Origin of the sequence: Streptomyces sp. NPDC057697, assembly GCF_042799335.1 — a bacterium.
In the GTDB taxonomy this organism is placed as follows: domain Bacteria; phylum Actinomycetota; class Actinomycetes; order Streptomycetales; family Streptomycetaceae; genus Streptomyces.
The window spans coordinates 251,555-269,993 of record NZ_JBHVJA010000002.1 but is presented as its reverse complement, the minus strand read 5'-3'; the positions used below and the strand labels follow the sequence as shown (position 1 = coordinate 269,993).

Genomic DNA, 18,439 nt, shown 5'->3' with positions numbered 1-18,439 from the left:
GGGAGACGGGAGAGCGGAGAGGGCTGCCGGGCACGACAGGAAGCAGGGGGAGCCGCACCGTCCGCGAGTAGAGTCCCTCCGTGCTCCTCGGAATGATCTGCGCGCTCGGCGCGGCCGTCTGCTTCGGTACGGCCTCGGTCCTCCAGGCCGTCGCCGCGCGGGCCGCCGCCGAGCCGGGGTCGGACGCCGGGGTCGATCCCGCGCTGCTGCTGCGCGCCCTGCGCCAGTGGCGCTACCTCGCCGGACTCGCCCTGGACGGCTGCGGCTTCGTCCTCCAGATCATCGCCCTGCGCTCCCTGCCGATCTACGCGGTGGGCGCCGCGCTGGCCGCGAGTCTCGCGGTGACCGCGGTGGCCGCCGCCCGGCTGCTGAGGGTGCGGCTGAGCGCCGTGGAGTGGAGCGCGGTCGGCGTCGTCTGCGCCGGTCTCGGCATGCTGGGGCTCGCCTCCGGCGGCGAGGGCCGCGGGACCGGTTCACCGGCCCTGGCCTGGTCGATGCTGGGCATTGCCCTCGGCGTCCTGCTGATCGGCGCGGCGGCCGGGCGCCTCCCGGAGAAGCCCCGGGCGCTCGCGCTGGGGCTCGGCGCGGGCTGCGGTTTCGGGGTGGTCGAGGTCACGGTCCGGCTGATCGACGACGTGTCCCCGGTGGCGCTGCTCACCAACCCCGCCGCGTACGCGCTGCTGCTGGGCGGCGGTTCGGCGTTCCTGCTGCTGACCTCGGCCCTGCAACGCGGTTCGGTGACCACCGCGACGGCCGGCATGGTGCTCGGCGAGACGGTCGGCCCGGCGCTGGTGGGCGTCGTCTGGCTCGGCGACCGTACCCGTACGGGGCTGGAGTGGCTGGCGGTCGCCGGTTTCGTGGTGGCGGTGGCCGGGGCGCTGGCCCTGGCCCGGTTCGGCGAGGCCCCGGCGGACGGCCCGGACCCGGTGGTCCCCGGACACCGCTGAGGGGCGTGCCCCGGGGCTCAGGGCAGCACCCGGCAGAGCGCGTCCAGCGCGCCCGCCCAGGCGCTGTCGGTGGGGGTTCCGTAGCCGATGACCAGCGCGTCGCGGTCCGGCGCGGCGTCCGGGTGCCGGAAGCGGGACATCCCCTCCAGCGCCAGCCCCTGCCAGGCCGCGGCCCTGAGCACCGATGCCTCGGTGCCCCCGGGCAGGTCGAGAACGGCGTGCAGCCCGGCCGCCATACCGCTGACCCGGACGCCGGGGGCCCGTTCCGCCAGTGCCGCGACGAGCTCGTCGCGGCGGCGCCGGTAGCGCAGCCGCATCGCGCGCACATGGCGGTCGTACGCGCCCGACGCGATGAACTCCGCGAGCGTCAGCTGGTCCGGCGCGCTCGACGACCAGTCGCTCAGCCCCTTGGCCTCGATCACCTCCCCCACCAGGGCCTCCGGCAGCACCATCCACCCCAGCCGCAGCCCGGGGGCCAGCGACTTGCTGGCCGTCCCCAGGTACACCACGTGTTCGGGGTCCAGGCCCTGGAGCGCGCCGACCGCCTGCCGGTCGTAGCGGAACTCGCCGTCGTAGTCGTCCTCCAGGACCAGCCCGCCCGTGCGGCGCGCCCAGTCCACGGCCGCGGCCCGCCGGTCGGGGTGGAGCGGCACCCCCGTCGGGAACTGGTGCGCGGGCGTCATCAGCACCGCGCCCGCGCCGCGCAGCCCGGCCAGTTCGCCGGTCACCGCGCCGAGTCCGTCGACCGGCAGGCGGGGCAGCCGCAGCCCGGCGTCCCCGAGGAGGTTCCAGTGCACGTCCAGTCCGTACGACTCGACGGCCACCTCCCGCACCCGCCGCCCGCGCAGCACCGGCCCCATCAGCTTCAGCGCCTGCACGAAACCCGCGCAGATCATGATCCGTTCCGGGTCCGCGTACACCCCGCGGGCCCGTGCCAGGTAGTCGGCGAGCACGGTGCGCAGCTCGATGCGTCCGCGCGGGTCGCCGTAGCCGAAGGCTTCGTCGGGTGCGGCGGTCAGGGCGCGCCGGGACGCCTTGAGCCAGTCGGCGCGCGGGAACGTCGAGAGGTCGGGCGACCCGGCCAGCAGGTTGTGGGTGGGCCGGGACGGCACCGCGCGGGTCCGGATCGCCCTGGCGGGCGACCGGCGCGGCTCGGCCCGCCGGGCCACCCGGGTGCCGGAGCCCTGCCGGGCGGTGAGCCATCCCTCGGCGACCAGCTCCGCGTAGGCGTCCGCGACCGTGTTCCGGGCGACGCCGAGGTCGGCGGCGAGGCCGCGGGACGACGGGAGGCGGGTCCCGGGGGCCAGCCGTCCCGTCCGTACGGCCTCGCGCAGGGCGTCCATGAGGCCGGCCCGCAGCCCTGCGGCGCCGGTCGTTTCGAGATGCAGGTCGGCCCCGAAAGTGGCCCATGGATCTGTCATGGAAATGGACCATACCGGTATGCCATCCGGCGCCTAGTGTCGTACCCATGACGACCAACGAGCACAGCCACCCGACCTCCGACCTCAACCCCGAGCACACCCCGCGCCTGTCGTGGGCCCAGCTCGCACCCGATGTCTACAAGGCGATGGTGCGGCTGGACGCGGCGTCCCGCCGGGGCGTCGACCCCGTCATCGGGGAGCTGGTGAAGATCCGCTCCTCGCAGCTGAACCACTGCGCGTTCTGCCTCGACATGCACACCAAGGACGCGCTCGCGGCGGGCGAGTCCATCGAGCGGATCGTCCAGCTCAGCGCATGGGAGGAGTCGAAGCACTACTACACCCCCAAGGAGCTCGCGGCGATCGAGCTGACCGAGGCGGTCACGGTGCTGACCGACGGTTTCGTGCCGGACGAGGTGTGGGAGCGGGCCGCCAAGCAGTTCGACGAGACCGAGCTGGCCCACCTCCTCGCCGCGATCAACACGATCAACGCCTGGAACCGCTTCGCGGTGACCACCCGTATGGTCCCCGGCCACTACAAGCCGGGCGACATCAAGCACTGACCCGGTGCGGCCGGCCCCGCGGGCCGGCCCGTGCCTGTGTCCGTATCCGTGTCCCACCGCCGCCCGACGCCCCAGGAGCCCCGCGTGACCGCTTCCGTCCTCCGCTCCCTGCACCACGACCGCGCCCCCGGGGACCCACTGGTCGTCCCCGGCCCGTGGGACGCGGCGAGCGCACGCGTCCTCGTCGACGCGGGCTTCCCGGCGCTCGCCACGCCCAGTGCCGGGGTCGCGGCCTCGCTCGGCTACGAGGACGGGGCGACGCCCGCCGACGAGATGTTCGCGGCCGTGGCCAGGATCGTGCGTGCCGTCCCGGCCTCCGTGCCGGTCTCGGCGGACATCGAGGCGGGTTACGGACTGGCCCCGAAGGAACTCGTGGAGCGGCTCCTCGACACCGGAGCCGTCGGCTGCAATCTGGAGGACTCCACCGACGGCGTGCTCGTGGACGCCCGGCGGCAGGCGGACCGGCTCGCGGAGGTGCGGGCGGTCGCGGGCGACGCGCTGTTCGTCAACGCCCGCGTGGACACCTATGTCCACGGTGTCCCGGACGGCACGGACCCGCAGGCGGAGACGGTCCGCCGCGCGCTGCTGTACGTGGCGGCGGGCGCGGACTGCGTCTACCCGATCATGGCCCCGCCCGAGGCGCTGCCCGCGCTGGCCGCCGCCGTCCCGGGTCCGCTCAACGCGCTGGCCCGGCCGGACGGCCCGGCTCCGCGCCGGCTGGGCGAGCTGGGCGCCACCCGGATCACCTTCGGGCCCGGACTTCAGCGCCGGGCCATGGCGGCGCTGCGCGGGATCGCGGACGGACTGCGCGAGGCGTAGACCGGACCGGGCCCGTCCGCCGCAGGGCCGCCCGGGTACGCCACCGCCCCCGGCGACGGGTGCTGCCGGGGGCGGTGGGGGTACGCGTGGAGTGCGTACGGATCAGATCAGGCCGAGCTCGCGCACCGCGTCGCGCTCCTCGGTGAGCTCCTTGACCGAGGCGTCGATGCGCGCACGGGAGAACTCGTTGATGTCCAGCCCCTGGACGATCTCGTACACGCCGTCCTTCGTGGTGACCGGGAAGGACGAGATGATGCCCTCGGGCACGCCGTAGGAGCCGTCCGAGGGGATGCCCATGGAGGTCCAGTCGCCCGCGGCGGTGCCGTTGACCCAGGTGTGCACGTGGTCGATGGCGGCGTTGGCGGCGGAGGCGGCCGAGGACGCGCCACGGGCCTCGATGATCGCGGCGCCGCGCTTGGCGACGGTCGGGATGAAGGTGTCGGCCAGCCACGCCTCGTCGTCGACGAGCTCGGCGGCGTTCTTGCCCGCGATCTCCGCGTGGAAGATGTCGGGGTACTGGGTCGCCGAGTGGTTGCCCCAGATCGTCAGCTTCTTGATGTCGGAGACGGCGGCACCGGTCTTGGCGGCCAGCTGCGAGATCGCGCGGTTGTGGTCCAGGCGGGTCATCGCGGTGAAGCGCTCGGCCGGTACGTCCGGGGCGGCGGCCTGCGCGATGAGCGCGTTGGTGTTGGCCGGGTTGCCGACGACGAGGACCTTGATGTCGTCCGCGGCGTTGTCGTTGATGGCCTTGCCCTGGGGCTTGAAGATGCCGCCGTTGGCGGAGAGCAGGTCACCGCGCTCCATGCCCTTCGTGCGCGGGCGGGCGCCGACGAGCAGGGCGACGTTGGCACCGTCGAACGCCTTGTCGGCGTCGTCGGTGATCTCGATGCCGCGCAGCAGCGGGAACGCGCAGTCGTCGAGCTCCATCGCGGTGCCCTCGGCGGCCTTGAGGCCCTGCGGGATCTCCAGGAGACGCAGGTTGACCGGCACGTCCGGGCCGAGCAGGTGGCCGGAGGCGATGCGGAAGAGCAGCGCGTAGCCGATCTGGCCGGCTGCGCCGGTCACGGTGACATTCACGGGAGTGCGGGTCATGGCGATCTCCGTTAGACAGCTGGCGGTGGGGGTTCCTGGCCCCTGGTGCTGGACATCCCTGAATCTTGATGTGAAGAGATATCCAGCGGTCAGGCTATCCGACCCGGGGCCTCCCGGCCGCCCTGCCCCCTGTGGGACCGCACACAACGCGTCACACGGCGCTCACCCGGCCGGACCCGGTCGTCCGGGAGGCGGCGGAGCCCCGGTGGCGGCGCCGGTGCGGCCCGGTGGCGGGGCCCCGTCCGGGGGTTCCGTTGCCGGACGCTCACACGGTGGCGGAATGGTCACTTCCGTGCCACAGGCCCCAGTGATTCCTTGAACGGGCCCACCCCGTCGACCAGGCTGAACTCCGGTCGGGGCAGGGCCGCCCACGTCACCGCGTACCAGGACGTTCGCGGTCCGGTGGGCTCCGGTACCGGTGTCCGTCCCTCCTCGGGGGAAGGGACGGACACCCCTCCGGTCGGCCCGGCCGACCGTCCGGCCCGGCTCAGCGGATGGTGAAGTGGACCGCGTGTTCCAGGAACGGGATGTCCAGCCACGGCTTGGGCTGCGCCACCAGAGCGAGCATCACGATGAGGAAGCCGAGCAGCCCGTACGTCACCAGGTCGGTGAAGCGGGACCGCACCGCCAGCATGCCCACCGACGGCACCACCAGCCGCAGCACGGCGCCCCCGACGAGGGCGACGCCGATCAGCATCGTGCCGACCCGGAAGGCCTCGGCGAACGGGTTGACCGCGACGATCAGCAGCCCCACCCCGGCCGTGCAGAGCACGGCGAGCAGCGGCCACTGACGGGCCGGGGCGGGCGCGTCCCCGGACGCGGCCCTGCCGCCGCCCTCGGGGCGCGCGGTGTCCCGGGTGAACGACGGGAACCGCCGCGACGGCCGCGTACCGCCGGCCGCCTCCTCGCCCGCGGCGTCGTCGGGGGACGCGGCCCCGGTCCGCCCGGGGCCGGTTCCGTCCGCCGCCCCCTCGTCCGACGCGTCGGGCTCTCGGGGCCCGGCCGTGTCCGATGCGGACGTGTCCTTCGTCCCCTCGTCCGCCGTCCCCGCGTCCGCGCCCGGCCCGGCCGCGTCCGGTGCGTCCGCGCGCTGCGGCGCCGCGGACGTGCCGTCCGCCTCGGCGGCCGGGTCGGCCGGACTCGTACCAGCACCCATGGGGTTCCCTCCGGATCGGGTCGGACGGCTCAGACCGCGGCGGCCGCGTCGCGCTCGGCCGCCTCGACCACGTTGACGAGCAGCTGGGCACGGGTCATCGGGCCGACACCGCCCGGGTTCGGGGAGATCCAGGCGGCGACCTCGGCGACCCCCGGGTGGACGTCCCCGACGATCTTGCCGTTCTCGTCCCGGCTGACGCCGACGTCGAGCACGGCGGCCCCCGGCTTCACGTCCTCGGGCTTGATGATGTGCGGCACCCCGGCGGCGGCGACGATGATGTCGGCCTGCCTGAGGTGGGCGGAGAGGTCACGCGTACCGGTGTGGCACTGGGTGACGGTGGCGTTCTCGGACTTGCGGGTCAGCAGCAGCGGGATCGAGCGGCCGATGGTGACGCCGCGGCCGACGACCACGACGTGCGCCCCGTTGATCTCCACGCCGTGGTGGCGGAGCAGCTGGACGACGCCCTGCGGGGTGCAGGGCAGCGGGCCCGTCTCGTTCAGCACGAGCCGGCCGAGGCTCATCGGGTGCAGGCCGTCGGCGTCCTTGGCCGGGTCCATCAGCTCCAGGACGCGGTTGGTGTCGATGCCCTTGGGGAGGGGCAGCTGCACGATGTAACCCGTGCACTCGGGGTTGGCGTTGAGCTCCCGTACGACGTCCTCGATCTCCTCCTGCGTGGCGGTGTCGGGGAGTTCGCGCTGGATGGAGCCGATGCCGACCTGCGCGCAGTCGCGGTGCTTGCCGTTCACGTACCACCGGCTGCCCGGGTCGTCTCCGACGAGCAGGGTTCCCAGGCCAGGGGTGATGCCCTGCGCCTTGAGGGCCGCCACGCGGACGGTGAGATCGGACTTGATCGCGGCTGCGGTGGCCTTGCCATCGAGAATCTGGGCAGTCATGTCCCCATACTCGCGGATGACCCCGCCCGCATACCAATTGCGGCCGCCGGGGGCGGCGCGAGGTTGCACTTGCGCAACATCCACCAACGGTGACTGGACAAACTTATGTTCTGCTTATAACGATTATGGCCGCAGTGCCGCAGAAGTACCGGGGGGCGGACCACTGACCTTTCTTTCCTCCGTGCGGCCGCATCGTCCCCGCACGCACGTTGGAGGAACGCCCAGATGAGTTTCGGCGACCCGAACCCGAACCCGAACAACCCGTACGGCCAGCAGCCGAACCAGCCGCCGCAGGGTCAGCCCGGTTACGGCTACCCGCAGCAGCCGCCGCAGGGCCAGCCGGGCTACGGCTACCCGCAGCAGCCGGGCCAGCCGCAGGGTCAGCCGGGTTACGGCTACCCGCAGCAGGCCCCGGGCACCCTCCAGGCCAACAACGGCTACATCAACGTCCCGGTCCTGGGCACCGTCCAGGTGGCCTCGATGGGCCGCCGCCTCGGCGCGCGCTGCATCGACGCGGCGGTCATCGGTGTCCTCTACGGCATCCTCAGCGCCATCGGCGTGGCCAGCGCGATGGGCATAGCCAAGAGCGTCGACGACTGCGGCTCCTCCCTCGACCCGGGCTACCAGTCCTGCGTCAACGAGGCGAGCGGCAGCATCATCGCCACGATGCTCGGCATGGTGGCGATCTTCGGTCTGATCACGCTGCTCTACGAGTGGCTGATGATCTCGCTGCTCGGCGCGACCCTCGGCAAGATGGCCCTCAGCGTGAAGGTCGTCAAGGAGAACACCGGCCTGAACCCGGGCCTCGGCGCCGGCTTCATCCGCTGGATCATCCCGATCGTCGGCGTGTTCCTCTGCTACATCGGCGCGCTGCTCGTCTACCTCTCGCCGTTCTTCGACAACTCCGGCAAGCTGCAGGGCTGGCACGACCGTGCCGCGGGCACCCTGGTGGTCAAGAAGTAACGCACACCCCGTACGGCGCGAAGGGCCGGAACTCCGCGAGGAGTTCCGGCCCTTCGCCGTAAGGATCAGTGGAAGAAGTGCCGGGTACCCGTGAAGTACATCGTCACTCCGGCCTTCTTCGCGGCCTCGACGACCAGCTCGTCGCGGACCGAACCGCCCGGCTGGACCACGGCCCTGACGCCCGCGGCGGTCAGGATCTCCAGCCCGTCCGGGAACGGGAAGAACGCGTCGGAGGCGGCGTACGAACCGCGTGCACGCTCCTCACCCGCCCGCTCGACGGCGAGCTTCGCGGAGTCGACACGGTTGACCTGGCCCATGCCGACGCCGACCGAGGCGCCGTCCTTGGCGAGCAGGATCGCGTTGGACTTGACCGCGCGGCAGGCCTTCCACGCGAAGGCGAGCTCCTTCAACTCGTCCGCGCCCAGGGCCTCGCCGGTGGCGAGGGTCCAGTTGGCCGGGTCGTCGCCCTCGGCCTGGAGGCGGTCGGTGACCTGGAGCAGCGCACCGCCGTCGATCGGCTTGACCTCGACCTCGGACGACGGCGCCTCGGGGCAGCGCAGCACGCGGATGTTCTTCTTGCGGGCCAGCACCTCGACCGCGCCGTCCTCGTACGCCGGGGCGACGATGACCTCGGTGAAGATCTCCGCGACCTGCTCGGCCATCCCGACGGTCACCGGGCGGTTGACGGCGATGACACCGCCGAAGGCCGACAGCGGGTCGCAGGCGTGCGCGTTGCGGTGCGCCTCGGCGACGTCGTCGGCGATCGCGATGCCGCACGGGTTGGCGTGCTTGATGATCGCGACGCACGGCTCGGCGTGGTCGTACGCGGCCCGGCGCGCGGCGTCGGTGTCCGTGTAGTTGTTGTACGACATCTCCTTGCCGTGCAACTGCTCCGCCTCGGCGAGGCCGCCGGAGCCGGAGGTGTAGAGCGCGGCGGGCTGGTGCGGGTTCTCGCCGTAGCGCAGGACGTTCTCGCGGGCGTACGTCGCACCGAAGAAGTCGGGGAAGCCCGAGTCGTCGGCGGCGGCGTAGTCGGCGGCGAACCAGGAGGCCACGGCCACGTCGTACGCGGCGGTGTGCTGGAACGCCTCGGCGGCCAGCCGCTTGCGGGCGGCCAGGTCGAAGCCGCCCGCCGCGACGGCGGTCAGCACGTCGGCGTACCGCGCGGGGCTGGTGACGACGGCGACCGACGGGTGGTTCTTGGCGGCGGCGCGGACCATGGAGGGGCCGCCGATGTCGATCTGCTCCACGCACTCGTCGGCGGAGGCGCCGGAGGCGACGGTCTCCTTGAACGGGTAGAGGTTGACGACCACCAGGTCGAACGGCTCGACGCCGAGCTCGGCGAGCTGCTCGCGGTGGGCGTCGAGGCGGAGGTCGGCGAGGATGCCGGCGTGGACGCGCGGGTGCAGCGTCTTGACGCGGCCGTCGAGGCACTCGGGGAAGCCGGTGAGCTCCTCGACCTTGGTGACCGGGACTCCGGCGGCGGCGATCCTCCCGGCGGTGGAGCCGGTGGAGACGAGCTCGACACCCGCCTCGTGCAGACCGCGGGCGAGGTCTTCCAGCCCCGTCTTGTCGTAGACGCTGACCAGGGCGCGGCGGATGGGCTTATTCACCGACATGACCGAGATGAACCTTTCGTCCCTCAATGCGATGGCCGTCACGGGCGAGCCGCCCCACGGCCTCGACGAGCAGCTTGCGCTCGATTTCCTTGATGCGTTCGTGGAGAGCGGCTTCGCCCTCCGCCGTGTCCTCCTCGGTCACCTCGACCACGCCCTGCGCGATGATCGGACCGGTGTCGACACCGTCGTCGACGAAGTGGACGGTGCACCCGGTGACCTTCACGCCGTACGCGAGCGCGTCACGCACTCCGTGGGCACCGGGAAAGCTGGGGAGCAGGGCGGGGTGGGTGTTGATGAACCGGCCGCCGAACCGGGCGAGGAACTCCTTGCCCACGATCTTCATGAACCCCGCGGACACCACGAGGTCGGGGCGGAACCGGGCGGTCTCGGCCGCGAGCGCGGCATCCCACTCCTCGCGGGTGGCGTGGTCCTTGACGCTGCACACGAAGGTCGGCAGTCCGGCGCGCTCCGCCCGTTCCAGGCCGACGATGCCGGAGCGGTCGGCGCCGACCGCGACGATCCGTGCGCCGAAGCCCTCGGGGTCGTCCTCGATGGCGTCGAGCAGGGCTTGGAGGTTCGTACCCGAACCGGAGACCAGCACGACCAGACGGGCCGGGGCGGCGGAGGGGGGCGGGGAGGCCACGGCTGGGCCCTTTCTCGCGTGATGAAGCGGAGCGGCGCTGATTTGTATGGTCGTACGAAAGATCCGAGCCCCTCGATACGGGGAACTCTACGAACCAGCCGACCGTCAGCAACGATACCGGCACCTCGGCGGGCCCCCTCGGGACGGGGGTGGGCGGCCGCGGGCCGGACTCCGGGGAGGGGCGGCGGGCGCGGGCGGAGAAGATCGGCCGTCCGGGCCGCGCTCCCAGCTTTCGGCCGCTCCTGGCCGGGAGGTAGCGTCAGGGGACAGCGAACCGTCCGCAGGGCGGAAATGACGAGATGGGGAAGACGTTCACCACATGCCGGACCGACGCCACCGCACCGCCTTCCGCCAGCCGCTGCCCGAGCGGACCTCACTGCTGATGCGAGAACGCCAGTCCTCCACGGGCCCTTCCTCCTCTTCCTCCTCTTCCTCTTCCGGCTCCTCTTCCTCTTCCGGCCGGCCCGACGACAACCCGTTCGCCGCGCCGCCCGAGAACCGGCCCGACCAGCCCTGGCAGCCCCGCCGCCCCGCGAACACCGACGACGAGAACGGCCGGGGCGAGGGCGACGGGTCCTCCGAGGGCGGCTCCTCCGGCGACCGGCCGGTCTGGGGCGGCCAGTGGAGCAGCAAGCAGCCCGGCCGCCAGAGCGGCGGATTCGGCGGCCGCCCCGGCGGTCAGGGCGGGAACGGCCAGGGCGGGCCCGAGGGCAACCCCGGCGGAATGCGCTGGGACCCGACCGACCCCGCCCAGCGCCGTGCGCGCTACGCGCTGCTGTCCGGGATGTGGGCCTTCTTCTTCGCGCTCTTCGACTTCCCCGAGATCGCCCTGCTGCTCGGCGCACTCGCCGTGTACTGGGCGATCAGCGCGCTCCGCTCGAAGCCGAAGAGCGCCACCGCGGCCGAGGGCTCCGCCCCGGCAGCCGGTGCCGACGCGTCCGGGCGCGCTCCGGCGCCCGGATCATCCGGGCCGGGCACCCCCGCGGCGGCTCCGGTCGGCGGCAGACAGCAGACCACGGCCGCCGTCAGTGGTCTGGTGACCGCGCTGCTCGCGCTCTCGATCGTCGCGACGACCTTTACGGTCCAGCTGGTCTACCGCGACTACTACACCTGTGTGAACGACGCCCTGACCAAGACCGGCCAGCTGTCCTGCAACGACCAGCTGCCGAAGCCGCTGGAGCCCTTCTTCGGCGTCAAGGACTAGGCCTTCGTCCGGAGCGGGCCGGTTCAGGCGCCGGGCCACACGAACCCGGCGCGATCCAGAACAAATGGCCCCGGATCCGGATCGGGCCGGGAGCGGGCCGGGCAGAGCCCCCGGCATTCAAGCGGATTCAGGCGGTCCGGCCTCCTCGGGCCGGGCCGTCCGCTCGTGCCAGGGGCCGATCGGCAAGAAGTCGTACGGCGCGACGCCCCCGGCCTCGTCCCCGCCCTCGCCCCGGTCCGGCGGACGGGTGGCGGGTGGCACCGCACCCGGCAGCGGCGCCGCCACCGGTCCGGCCGCGAGGGACGCCGCGACGGGGGTGCGCCGGGGCGCGGGCCCGTCCTCCGGTACCGGCCCGGCCGCCTCGCCGCCCCCGGCCCCGCTTCCTTCGCCGTTCCCTTCGCCGTTCCCGCCACCGGAGCGCCGCCACCACCGCCGGCCACCACCGCCCTGCTCCCGCGAGGCGTCCCCGGACGACGGCTCCGGCACCACGGCCTTCTCCGGCACCGCCGCCTTCTCCGGCACCGCTGCCTTCTCCGGCACCGCGGCAGCGGAAGCCCCGGCGGGGGCGTACGCCTCCTCCCCCTCGCCCGTGCGCCGCCCGTCCCCGTCGCGCCGCAGCCGCCAGGCCCTCAGCAGCAGCGCCCCGGGGACGCCGAGCGCCGCCGTCCACGCCAGGGCCGCCGCGCCCGTGAGCCACCACACCGGCCCGAACTCCGCCAGCGCGCGGGTGCCGAGCGGCCCCCCGGCCGCCACCGCCAGCACCGCCGTACCTGCCCCGCACCCCACCGCCGCCAGGGCCGCCACCAGCGCGGTCCCCCACGGGTTCCAGGCATCCTCGCGCGCGGTGTCCGGCGGCACGGCCCGCCGGGCCGTGAACCAGGCGATGGTCGCCCCGGCCGCGACCGGCACCGCGGCGGCCGACCAGTTCAGGACCGTTCCCGGGCCCTCGGCGGGCACCGCGGCCAGCAGCGGGAAGGCGGGCACCGCCGGGCGCCCCGAGAAGACGAGCGGGGTGACCGTGGCCCCCGTACCGAGGGCGAAACCCGGCCCGAGCCCGTACGCCGCGCCCCACACCGCCGCGTTCGGCACCAGCACCAGCGCGAGCAGCAGCACCGCGACCCGGCCCGACCAGTCGCCCGAGAGCTGGACGAAGGACCGCTGTGCGAGGTGCGCGTGCCACACCAGCGCCACCGCGACGAGCAGCGCCCCGCCGCCGAGCAGTGCCGCCACCCCGGCCGCCGCCGCGCGCCACACCGTCCCCGCGCGCTCCCTGAACCGTCTGCGCGCCAGCATCTCGTGCAGACCCACCGGTGCCCAGGACGGCGGCGGCCCGATCGGCCGCCCGGAGGCCGTCCAGACCCCGGCCGCCGCCGCGCCCGCCACCACGGCCACCGGGAAGAGCAGCGACGGCAGCCGCACGGACAGCCAGCCGCCCCGCACGTAGTACGCGGCGACCGCGCCGACCAGCAGATATCCACCGACGACCAGGCCGAAGGCGCCCACCCCCGAGAGCGCCGGGCGCCTCACGTCCGGCACCAGCACGTCCCGCGCCGCGCGGTGCACCAGCCACACCGGGACCACCGCGAGCAGCAGCGGGACGACGCCCACCGGGGCGGGGATCCCGCTGAGCGGGTGGGCCCTGGTCAGCTCGGCGCCATGGGCGAGCAGCCAGAGCCCGGCCGCCGTGTGGAGCGCGCCGCCGGGGCTGCTCTCGGAGGTCGGGGCGCTGATCCACAGGGCCAGGACCAGGACGGAGACGGAGCCCAGACCGAGCCCGGCCGCAACCGCTCCACGCAGAAGGGCGAGGGCCGCCACGGCGGACCGCTCGTGCTCTGCCGACAACGACGGGCTGCTCTCGGTCACTTGGGTCACGCGGCCATGCTGCCAACGACACGCGCTTAATCCGTGTAACGGGCGAATGGCCGCTGTGTCGCTCAATATACGTTTATGTACTTTTTCACCCGGTGCAGTGTTACGGGGGGTTCTTCATGACGCGGAGCTCGACGGATACGGCCTCTGTCCCTCCGCTCCCCTCCCCCAAGGAGCGGCGCAGACTGCGTGAGGCGAAGTCACTGAGTGAGGAGCAGGTCGCGACGGTGGTGGGCGTCACCCGCGCCACGGTCCGGTCCTGGGAGACCGGCCGCACCAGCCCCCGGGGGCGGAAACGCGAGGCATACGCCAGGCTGATCAGCGGCGGCCGGCCGAGTCCACAGGCCAACCCGCCGAGCGCCCGGACCAAACCGGCCGCCCCGAACACCCGGCCGAAGGCCGCCGTCAAACGTGCGGCCCGCCCGACGGCACCGACGTCGGTCGCGAGGCTGTCCAAGCCGGTGACGTCCACGAAACCACCGTCGAAGCCACCGGCTCCCGTCGAAGCCACCGGGAGTACTTCCATGGCCCCGACCAAGCCCGGCACCACCCCGGATCCGCCCAGCACCACCGGCACGTCCACCACCCGCACCGCACCGGCCGCACCGGCTCCACCGCTCACGCCGTCCGACTCCAATGGCCTATCCACGAGACCCGGAACCGAAGCCGGAACCGAAGCCGTGCCCGGGACCGGAGCCGCCGGGACCGGGGCCGCATGGCCGGCCCCGCCCGAGGGGCCCACTCCTGCCGAGGAGGCGTTCGACGCGCTGTACCGGCACTCCTCCGAAGCCCTCTTCCGCCAGACGTTTCTGCTGACCGGGCGCCGGAGCCTCTCCCGGGAGTCCGTCGCACGGGCCTTCGCACTGGCCTGGGAGCGCTGGCCCGAGGTCGCGGTGGACCGGGACCCGGCGGGCTGGGTGCGGGCCGCCGCGTACGAGTACGCCATGTCGCCTTGGCACCGGATGCGCCGCGCCCACCGGCGGCTCGACCCGCCGCCCGCCGAGCCGGAGCCGCGCGCCCTGCTCGACGCGCTGCTGGAACTCCCGCCCCCGTACCGCCGCACCCTGCTGCTCTACGACGGGGTCGGCCTGGACCTGCCGGAGACCGCGGCGGAGACGGAGGCGAGCACCCCGGCGGCGGCGAGCCGGCTGACGAACGCCCGCGCCGCCGTCGCCGAGCGGCTGCCGGAGCTGGCGGAGCGCCCGTCGCCCGCCGAACAGTCGGCGTTCCTGAACGAGCGGCTCGGCGCCCTGGTCCTGGCCCAGTCCGCCGGTACGCTTCCCCCGCCCGCCGCGGTCCGCGCGGAGAGCGAGCGCAGGGCCGAGCTGTGGACCCGGGCGGTCGCCGCCTTCACGGTGCTGCTCATCGGACTGACGCTGTTCACGCTGGCGACGGCCCCGACGCGGTACGAGACCCCGGAATCACCCGCCCAGCGGGTCGACGGGGTGCCTCCGCGAGGCGGCCCGCAGAAGCTGACGCCGCAGGACGCCGTGGTGCGCAAGGCGCTCCACGACGCGTTCGCGCGGGGGCCGGAACGGCTGGTCCCCGAGGCCGGCTGAGCGGAGAACACCTGCGCCGTCCGCAACAGGGGCGGCGCACACGGAAACGGCGCGGGCCCGTACCCCCGATCGGGGTACGGGCCCGCGCCGTCTGTGCGGTGTCGCGATACCGCGCTGCCGCTCCGGAGTGGTGGAGCGATCAGGCGCCGAGGATCTCGCGAGCCAGCTTGGCGGTCTCGGTCGGCGTCTTGCCGACCTTGACGCCGGCGGCCTCCAGGGCCTCCTTCTTGGCCTGGGCGGTGCCGGAGGAACCGGAGACGATGGCGCCCGCGTGGCCCATGGTCTTGCCCTCGGGGGCGGTGAAGCCCGCGACGTAGCCGACGACCGGCTTGGTGACGTTGGCCTTGATGAAGTCGGCCGCGCGCTCCTCGGCGTCGCCGCCGATCTCGCCGATCATCACGATCAGGTCGGTCTCGGGGTCGGCCTCGAACGCCGCGAGGGCGTCGATGTGCGTCGTACCGATGACCGGGTCGCCACCGATGCCGACGGCGGACGAGAAGCCGATGTCACGGAGCTCGTACATCATCTGGTAGGTCAGCGTGCCGGACTTGGACACGAGACCGATGCGGCCGGGCTTGGTGATGTCGCCCGGGATGATGCCGGCGTTGGACTGGCCGGGGGTGATCAGGCCGGGGCAGTTCGGGCCGATGATCCGGGTCTTGTTGCCCTTCGAGCCGGCGTACGCCCAGAAGGCGGCCGAGTCGTGGACGGCGATGCCCTCGGTGATGACGACCGCGAGCGGGATCTCGGCGTCGATCGCCTCGACGACGGCGGCCTTCGCGAAGGCCGGCGGCACGAAGAGGACGGACACGTCCGCGCCGGTCTTCTCCATCGCCTCGGCGACGGAGCCGAAGACCGGTACCTCGGTGCCGTCGAAGTCGACGGAGGTGCCGGCCTTGCGCGGGTTCACGCCGCCGACGATGTTGGTGCCGTCACCGAGCATCAGCTTGGTGTGCTTCATGCCGGTGGCACCGGTCATCCCCTGGACGATGACCTTGCTGTCCTTGGTGAGGAAGATTGCCATGGTGTTGGAGTCCCTCGTCCCTTACTTCGCAGCCGCGGCGAGCTCGGCGGCCTTGTCGGCCGCGCCGTCCATGGTGTCCACGCGCTGAACCAGCGGGTGGTTGGCGTCGGAAAGGATCTTGCGACCCAGCTCCGCGTTGTTGCCGTCGAGGCGCACGACCAGCGGCTTGGTGACTGCCTCGCCCTTGGACTTGAGCAGTTCGAGCGCCTGGACGATGCCGTTGGCGACCTCGTCGCACGCGGTGATACCGCCGAAGACGTTGACGAAGACGGACTTGACGTCCGGGTCGCCGAGGATGATCTCCAGGCCGTTCGCCATGACCTCGGCGGAGGCGCCGCCCCCGATGTCGAGGAAGTTGGCGGGCTTCACGTTGCCGTGGCTCTCACCGGCGTACGCGACGACGTCCAGGGTCGACATGACCAGACCGGCGCCGTTGCCGATGATGCCGACCTCGCCGTCGAGCTTGACGTAGTTGAGGTTCTTGGCCTTGGCGGCGGCCTCCAGCGGGTTGGCCGCGGCCTTGTCCTCCAGCGCCTCGTGCTCGGGCTGGCGGAAGTCGGCGTTCTCGTCGAGCGACACCTTTCCGTCGAGCGCGAGGATGCGGCCGTCCTTGGTCTTCACCAGCGGGTTGACCTCGACGAGGAGGGCGTCCTCGGCGACGAAGGTGTCCCACAGGGTCACCAGGGCCTCGGCGACACCCTCGGCCACGTCGGCCGGGAACTTCGCCTGGGCCACGATCTCGCGGGCCTTGACGATGTCGACGCCGTCAACGGCGTTGACCGGGACCTTCGCGAGGGCCTCGGGGGTCTTCTCCGCGACCTCCTCGATGTCCATGCCGCCCTGCACCGAGGCCATGGCCAGGAAGGTGCGGTTGGTGCGGTCGAGGAGGTAGGAGACGTAGTACTCCGCCTCGATCTCCGGGGACAGCTCGGCGATCATCACCTTGTGGACCGTGTGGCCCTTGATGTCCATGCCGAGGATGTCGGTCGCCCGGGCGACGGCCTCGTCGGCGTCGGCGGCCAGCTTGACGCCACCGGCCTTGCCGCGGCCGCCGACCTTCACCTGCGCCTTGACGACAGACTTGCCGCCCAGCCGCTCGGTCGCCTCGCGGGCTGCCTCAGGCGTGTCGATGACTTCACCGGCCAGCACCGGTACACCGTGCTTGGCGAAGAGGTCCCTCGCCTGGTACTCGAACAGGTCCACGCGCGTCCGTCCCTTAATCAATGGTCTCGCGGTTCGTTTTCTGCGTGGGCGTGCCGCGAGGGGCAACGTGACTGCTCTGTCACCAGGGATGCGCACACGGTGACCCCGGATACGCGGCATGTCCATCTCGCAGGTTATCCCCGTGGTCCGCAGGACCCTAAATCAGAGCTCCTGCCTGGGCGGTGATTACGGTCACAGATCACGCTGGTGGCCGGGTCGTAGTGGACAGCGCGGGCCCTCCGGCCCCGGTGACCGGGGGTTTCCCGGTGGTCGGCGGGGGGGCTAGCGATGGGCCTCCTGGTCCGGTACGGGAAGCGGCCGCTTCTCCAGGGCGGCCGCCATCACCTCGGGGAAGAGGTCCGGGGTGCACGCGAAGGCGGGGACGCCCAGGGCTCCGAGCGCCGCCGCGTGGTCGCGGTCGTAGGCGGGCGTGCCCTCGTCGGAGAGCGCGAGCAGTGTCACGAACTGCACGCCGGAGGCCCTCATCGCGGCGACCCGCTTCAGCATCTCGTCGCGTATCCCTCCCTCGTAGAGGTCGCTGATGAGGACGACCACGGTGTCGGCGGGCCAGGTGATCCTCGACTGGCAGTAGGCGAGCGCGCGGTTGATGTCGGTGCCGCCGCCGAGCTGGGTGCCGAAGAGCACGTCCACGGGGTCGTCGAGCTGGTCGGTCAGGTCGGCCACCGCCGTGTCGAAGACGACGAGCCTGGTCCGCAGGGTGTGCATGGAGGCGAGGACCGCGCCGAAGACGGAGGCGTGGACGACGGAGGCGGCCATCGATCCCGACTGGTCGACGCAGAGGATCACGTCCTTCTTCACGGAACGGGCGGCCCGTCCGTAGCCGATGAGCCGTTCGGGGACGACGGTGCCGTGCTCGGGGAGGTAGTTCTTGAGGTTGGCCCGGATGGTGCGGTTCCAGTCGATGTCGTAATGACGGGGCCGGGCGGTCCGCGCCGAGCGGTCCAGCGCGCCGGTGAGCACGGCCCGGGTACGGGCGGCGAGCCGCTTCTCCAGGTCCTCGACGACCTTGCGCACGACCGCTCTCGCGGTCTCCTTCGTCGTCTCCGGCATGGCCTTGTGGAGCGAGAGGAGGGTGCCCACGAGGTGGACGTCCGCCTCGACCGCCTCCAGCATCTCCGGTTCGAGGAGCAGCGCGGCGAGACCGAGCCGGTCGATCGCGTCCCGCTGCATGACCTGGACGACGGAACTGGGGAAGTAGCTGCGGATGTCGCCGAGCCAGCGGGCCACGGCGGGGGCGGAGGCCCCGAGTCCGCCCGCGCGGCCGCCCCTCCCCCGGCCACCGGCCCTGCCTCCGTCGCCGGTCCTTCCCGGATCGCCGTACAGCGCGCCGAGCGCGCCGTCCATCGCGGCGTCGCGCCCGGTGAGGCTGCGACCGGTGCCCTCGGCACCGTCCCCGCCCAGCACCAGCCGCCACCGGCGCAGCCGCTCGTCGTCCGCCTGACCGCG

The 18,439-nt window shown here is 73.0% G+C and carries 16 protein-coding genes and 1 pseudogene; 7 read left to right on the top strand and 10 right to left on the bottom strand.

Annotated elements, in window-relative coordinates:
* Positions 1-92: 92 nt before the first annotated feature.
* The gene (locus ACFVFH_RS06365; RefSeq protein WP_383765557.1) at positions 93-947 is read left to right on the top strand and encodes a hypothetical protein; all 855 of its coding nucleotides are present in this window, start codon (positions 93-95) and stop codon (positions 945-947) included.
* A gap of 17 nt (positions 948-964) precedes the next feature.
* On the opposite strand, the gene ACFVFH_RS06360 is transcribed toward ACFVFH_RS06365, so the two are convergent.
* Entirely contained in the window at positions 965-2,368 is a 1,404-nt protein-coding gene (locus ACFVFH_RS06360; protein WP_383764156.1) for a PLP-dependent aminotransferase family protein, read from the bottom strand.
* A 47-nt stretch (positions 2,369-2,415) separates the two neighbouring features.
* On the opposite strand from ACFVFH_RS06360, the gene ACFVFH_RS06355 reads away from it, so the two are divergent.
* Together ACFVFH_RS06355 and ACFVFH_RS06350 are read left to right on the top strand one after the other, a co-directional pair.
* Positions 2,416-2,928: a carboxymuconolactone decarboxylase family protein gene (locus ACFVFH_RS06355; RefSeq protein WP_383764154.1), complete on the top strand. Its 513-nt coding sequence runs from the start codon at positions 2,416-2,418 to the stop codon at positions 2,926-2,928.
* Between the two features lie 84 nt (positions 2,929-3,012).
* Positions 3,013-3,747, top strand: coding sequence for an isocitrate lyase/phosphoenolpyruvate mutase family protein (locus ACFVFH_RS06350; protein ID WP_383764151.1), 735 nt, complete (start codon positions 3,013-3,015; stop codon positions 3,745-3,747).
* Positions 3,748-3,849: 102 nt separating this feature from the next.
* Here the strand turns inward: ACFVFH_RS06350 and ACFVFH_RS06345 are convergent, their stop codons facing one another.
* The 3 genes from ACFVFH_RS06345 to ACFVFH_RS06335 form a co-directional block, all read right to left on the bottom strand.
* A complete protein-coding gene (locus ACFVFH_RS06345; protein WP_383764148.1) occupies positions 3,850-4,839 on the bottom strand; it encodes a malate dehydrogenase in 990 nt (329 codons plus the stop codon).
* A 487-nt stretch (positions 4,840-5,326) separates the two neighbouring features.
* A complete protein-coding gene (locus ACFVFH_RS06340; protein ID WP_383764145.1) occupies positions 5,327-5,995 on the bottom strand; it encodes a DUF3017 domain-containing protein in 669 nt (222 codons plus the stop codon).
* Between the two features lie 29 nt (positions 5,996-6,024).
* The gene (locus ACFVFH_RS06335) at positions 6,025-6,888 is read right to left on the bottom strand and encodes a bifunctional methylenetetrahydrofolate dehydrogenase/methenyltetrahydrofolate cyclohydrolase (RefSeq protein WP_093548990.1); all 864 of its coding nucleotides are present in this window, start codon (positions 6,886-6,888) and stop codon (positions 6,025-6,027) included.
* A gap of 225 nt (positions 6,889-7,113) precedes the next feature.
* Between ACFVFH_RS06335 and ACFVFH_RS06330 the strand changes: the two genes are divergently transcribed.
* A complete protein-coding gene (locus ACFVFH_RS06330; RefSeq protein ID WP_383764142.1) occupies positions 7,114-7,851 on the top strand; it encodes an RDD family protein in 738 nt (245 codons plus the stop codon).
* A gap of 65 nt (positions 7,852-7,916) precedes the next feature.
* Here the strand turns inward: ACFVFH_RS06330 and purH are convergent, their stop codons facing one another.
* A complete protein-coding gene (purH, locus tag ACFVFH_RS06325) occupies positions 7,917-9,470 on the bottom strand; it encodes a bifunctional phosphoribosylaminoimidazolecarboxamide formyltransferase/IMP cyclohydrolase (protein WP_383764141.1) in 1,554 nt (517 codons plus the stop codon).
* Positions 9,457-10,113 (bottom strand): phosphoribosylglycinamide formyltransferase, encoded by a 657-nt coding sequence (purN, locus tag ACFVFH_RS06320; RefSeq protein WP_383764139.1) that lies wholly within the window; start codon positions 10,111-10,113, stop codon positions 9,457-9,459. The genes purH and purN overlap by 14 nt, the downstream gene beginning before the upstream one ends.
* A 319-nt stretch (positions 10,114-10,432) precedes the next feature.
* On the opposite strand from purN, the gene ACFVFH_RS06315 reads away from it, so the two are divergent.
* Positions 10,433-11,317, top strand: a complete 885-nt coding sequence (locus ACFVFH_RS06315) for a hypothetical protein (RefSeq protein ID WP_383764136.1) — start codon at positions 10,433-10,435, stop codon at positions 11,315-11,317.
* 117 nt (positions 11,318-11,434) lie between these two features.
* Here the strand turns inward: ACFVFH_RS06315 and ACFVFH_RS06310 are convergent, their stop codons facing one another.
* The gene (locus tag ACFVFH_RS06310) at positions 11,435-13,189 is read right to left on the bottom strand and encodes a DUF6350 family protein (protein WP_383764133.1); all 1,755 of its coding nucleotides are present in this window, start codon (positions 13,187-13,189) and stop codon (positions 11,435-11,437) included.
* 116 nt (positions 13,190-13,305) lie between these two features.
* Between ACFVFH_RS06310 and ACFVFH_RS06305 the strand changes: the two are divergent.
* Together ACFVFH_RS06305 and ACFVFH_RS06300 are read left to right on the top strand one after the other, a co-directional pair.
* Positions 13,306-13,443 (top strand): annotated as a pseudogene (locus tag ACFVFH_RS06305) (DNA-directed RNA polymerase sigma-70 factor); the annotation flags it as partial.
* Between the two features lie 423 nt (positions 13,444-13,866).
* The gene (locus tag ACFVFH_RS06300; protein ID WP_383765555.1) at positions 13,867-14,745 is read left to right on the top strand and encodes an RNA polymerase sigma factor; all 879 of its coding nucleotides are present in this window, start codon (positions 13,867-13,869) and stop codon (positions 14,743-14,745) included.
* 139 nt (positions 14,746-14,884) lie between these two features.
* Here ACFVFH_RS06300 and sucD read toward each other — a convergent pair whose 3' ends face one another.
* The 3 genes from sucD to ACFVFH_RS06285 form a co-directional block, all read right to left on the bottom strand.
* Complete coding sequence (gene sucD, locus ACFVFH_RS06295; protein WP_093544207.1) at positions 14,885-15,769, bottom strand: succinate--CoA ligase subunit alpha; 885 nt, start codon at positions 15,767-15,769, stop codon at positions 14,885-14,887.
* Between the two features lie 21 nt (positions 15,770-15,790).
* Positions 15,791-16,972 carry an ADP-forming succinate--CoA ligase subunit beta gene (gene sucC, locus ACFVFH_RS06290; RefSeq protein ID WP_383764131.1) on the bottom strand — a complete coding sequence of 394 codons (1,182 nt, stop codon included), beginning with the start codon at positions 16,970-16,972 and terminating at the stop codon, positions 15,791-15,793.
* A gap of 282 nt (positions 16,973-17,254) precedes the next feature.
* Positions 17,255-18,415, bottom strand: a complete 1,161-nt coding sequence (locus ACFVFH_RS06285) for a vWA domain-containing protein (RefSeq protein WP_383765554.1) — start codon at positions 18,413-18,415, stop codon at positions 17,255-17,257.
* Between the last annotated feature and the right edge of the window lie 24 nt (positions 18,416-18,439).

Coding starts and splice junctions, on each gene's coding strand:
- ACFVFH_RS06365 (WP_383765557.1), top strand. CDS start 93: ATGATCTGCGCGCTCGGCGCGGCCGTCTGCTTCGGTACGGCCTCGGTC.
- ACFVFH_RS06360 (WP_383764156.1), bottom strand. CDS start 2,368: ATGACAGATCCATGGGCCACTTTCGGGGCCGACCTGCATCTCGAAACG.
- ACFVFH_RS06355 (WP_383764154.1), top strand. CDS start 2,416: ATGACGACCAACGAGCACAGCCACCCGACCTCCGACCTCAACCCCGAG.
- ACFVFH_RS06345 (WP_383764148.1), bottom strand. CDS start 4,839: ATGACCCGCACTCCCGTGAATGTCACCGTGACCGGCGCAGCCGGCCAG.
- ACFVFH_RS06340 (WP_383764145.1), bottom strand. CDS start 5,995: ATGGGTGCTGGTACGAGTCCGGCCGACCCGGCCGCCGAGGCGGACGGC.
- ACFVFH_RS06335 (WP_093548990.1), bottom strand. CDS start 6,888: ATGACTGCCCAGATTCTCGATGGCAAGGCCACCGCAGCCGCGATCAAG.
- ACFVFH_RS06330 (WP_383764142.1), top strand. CDS start 7,114: ATGAGTTTCGGCGACCCGAACCCGAACCCGAACAACCCGTACGGCCAG.
- purH (WP_383764141.1), bottom strand. CDS start 9,470: ATGTCGGTGAATAAGCCCATCCGCCGCGCCCTGGTCAGCGTCTACGAC.
- ACFVFH_RS06315 (WP_383764136.1), top strand. CDS start 10,433: ATGCCGGACCGACGCCACCGCACCGCCTTCCGCCAGCCGCTGCCCGAG.
- sucD (WP_093544207.1), bottom strand. CDS start 15,769: ATGGCAATCTTCCTCACCAAGGACAGCAAGGTCATCGTCCAGGGGATG.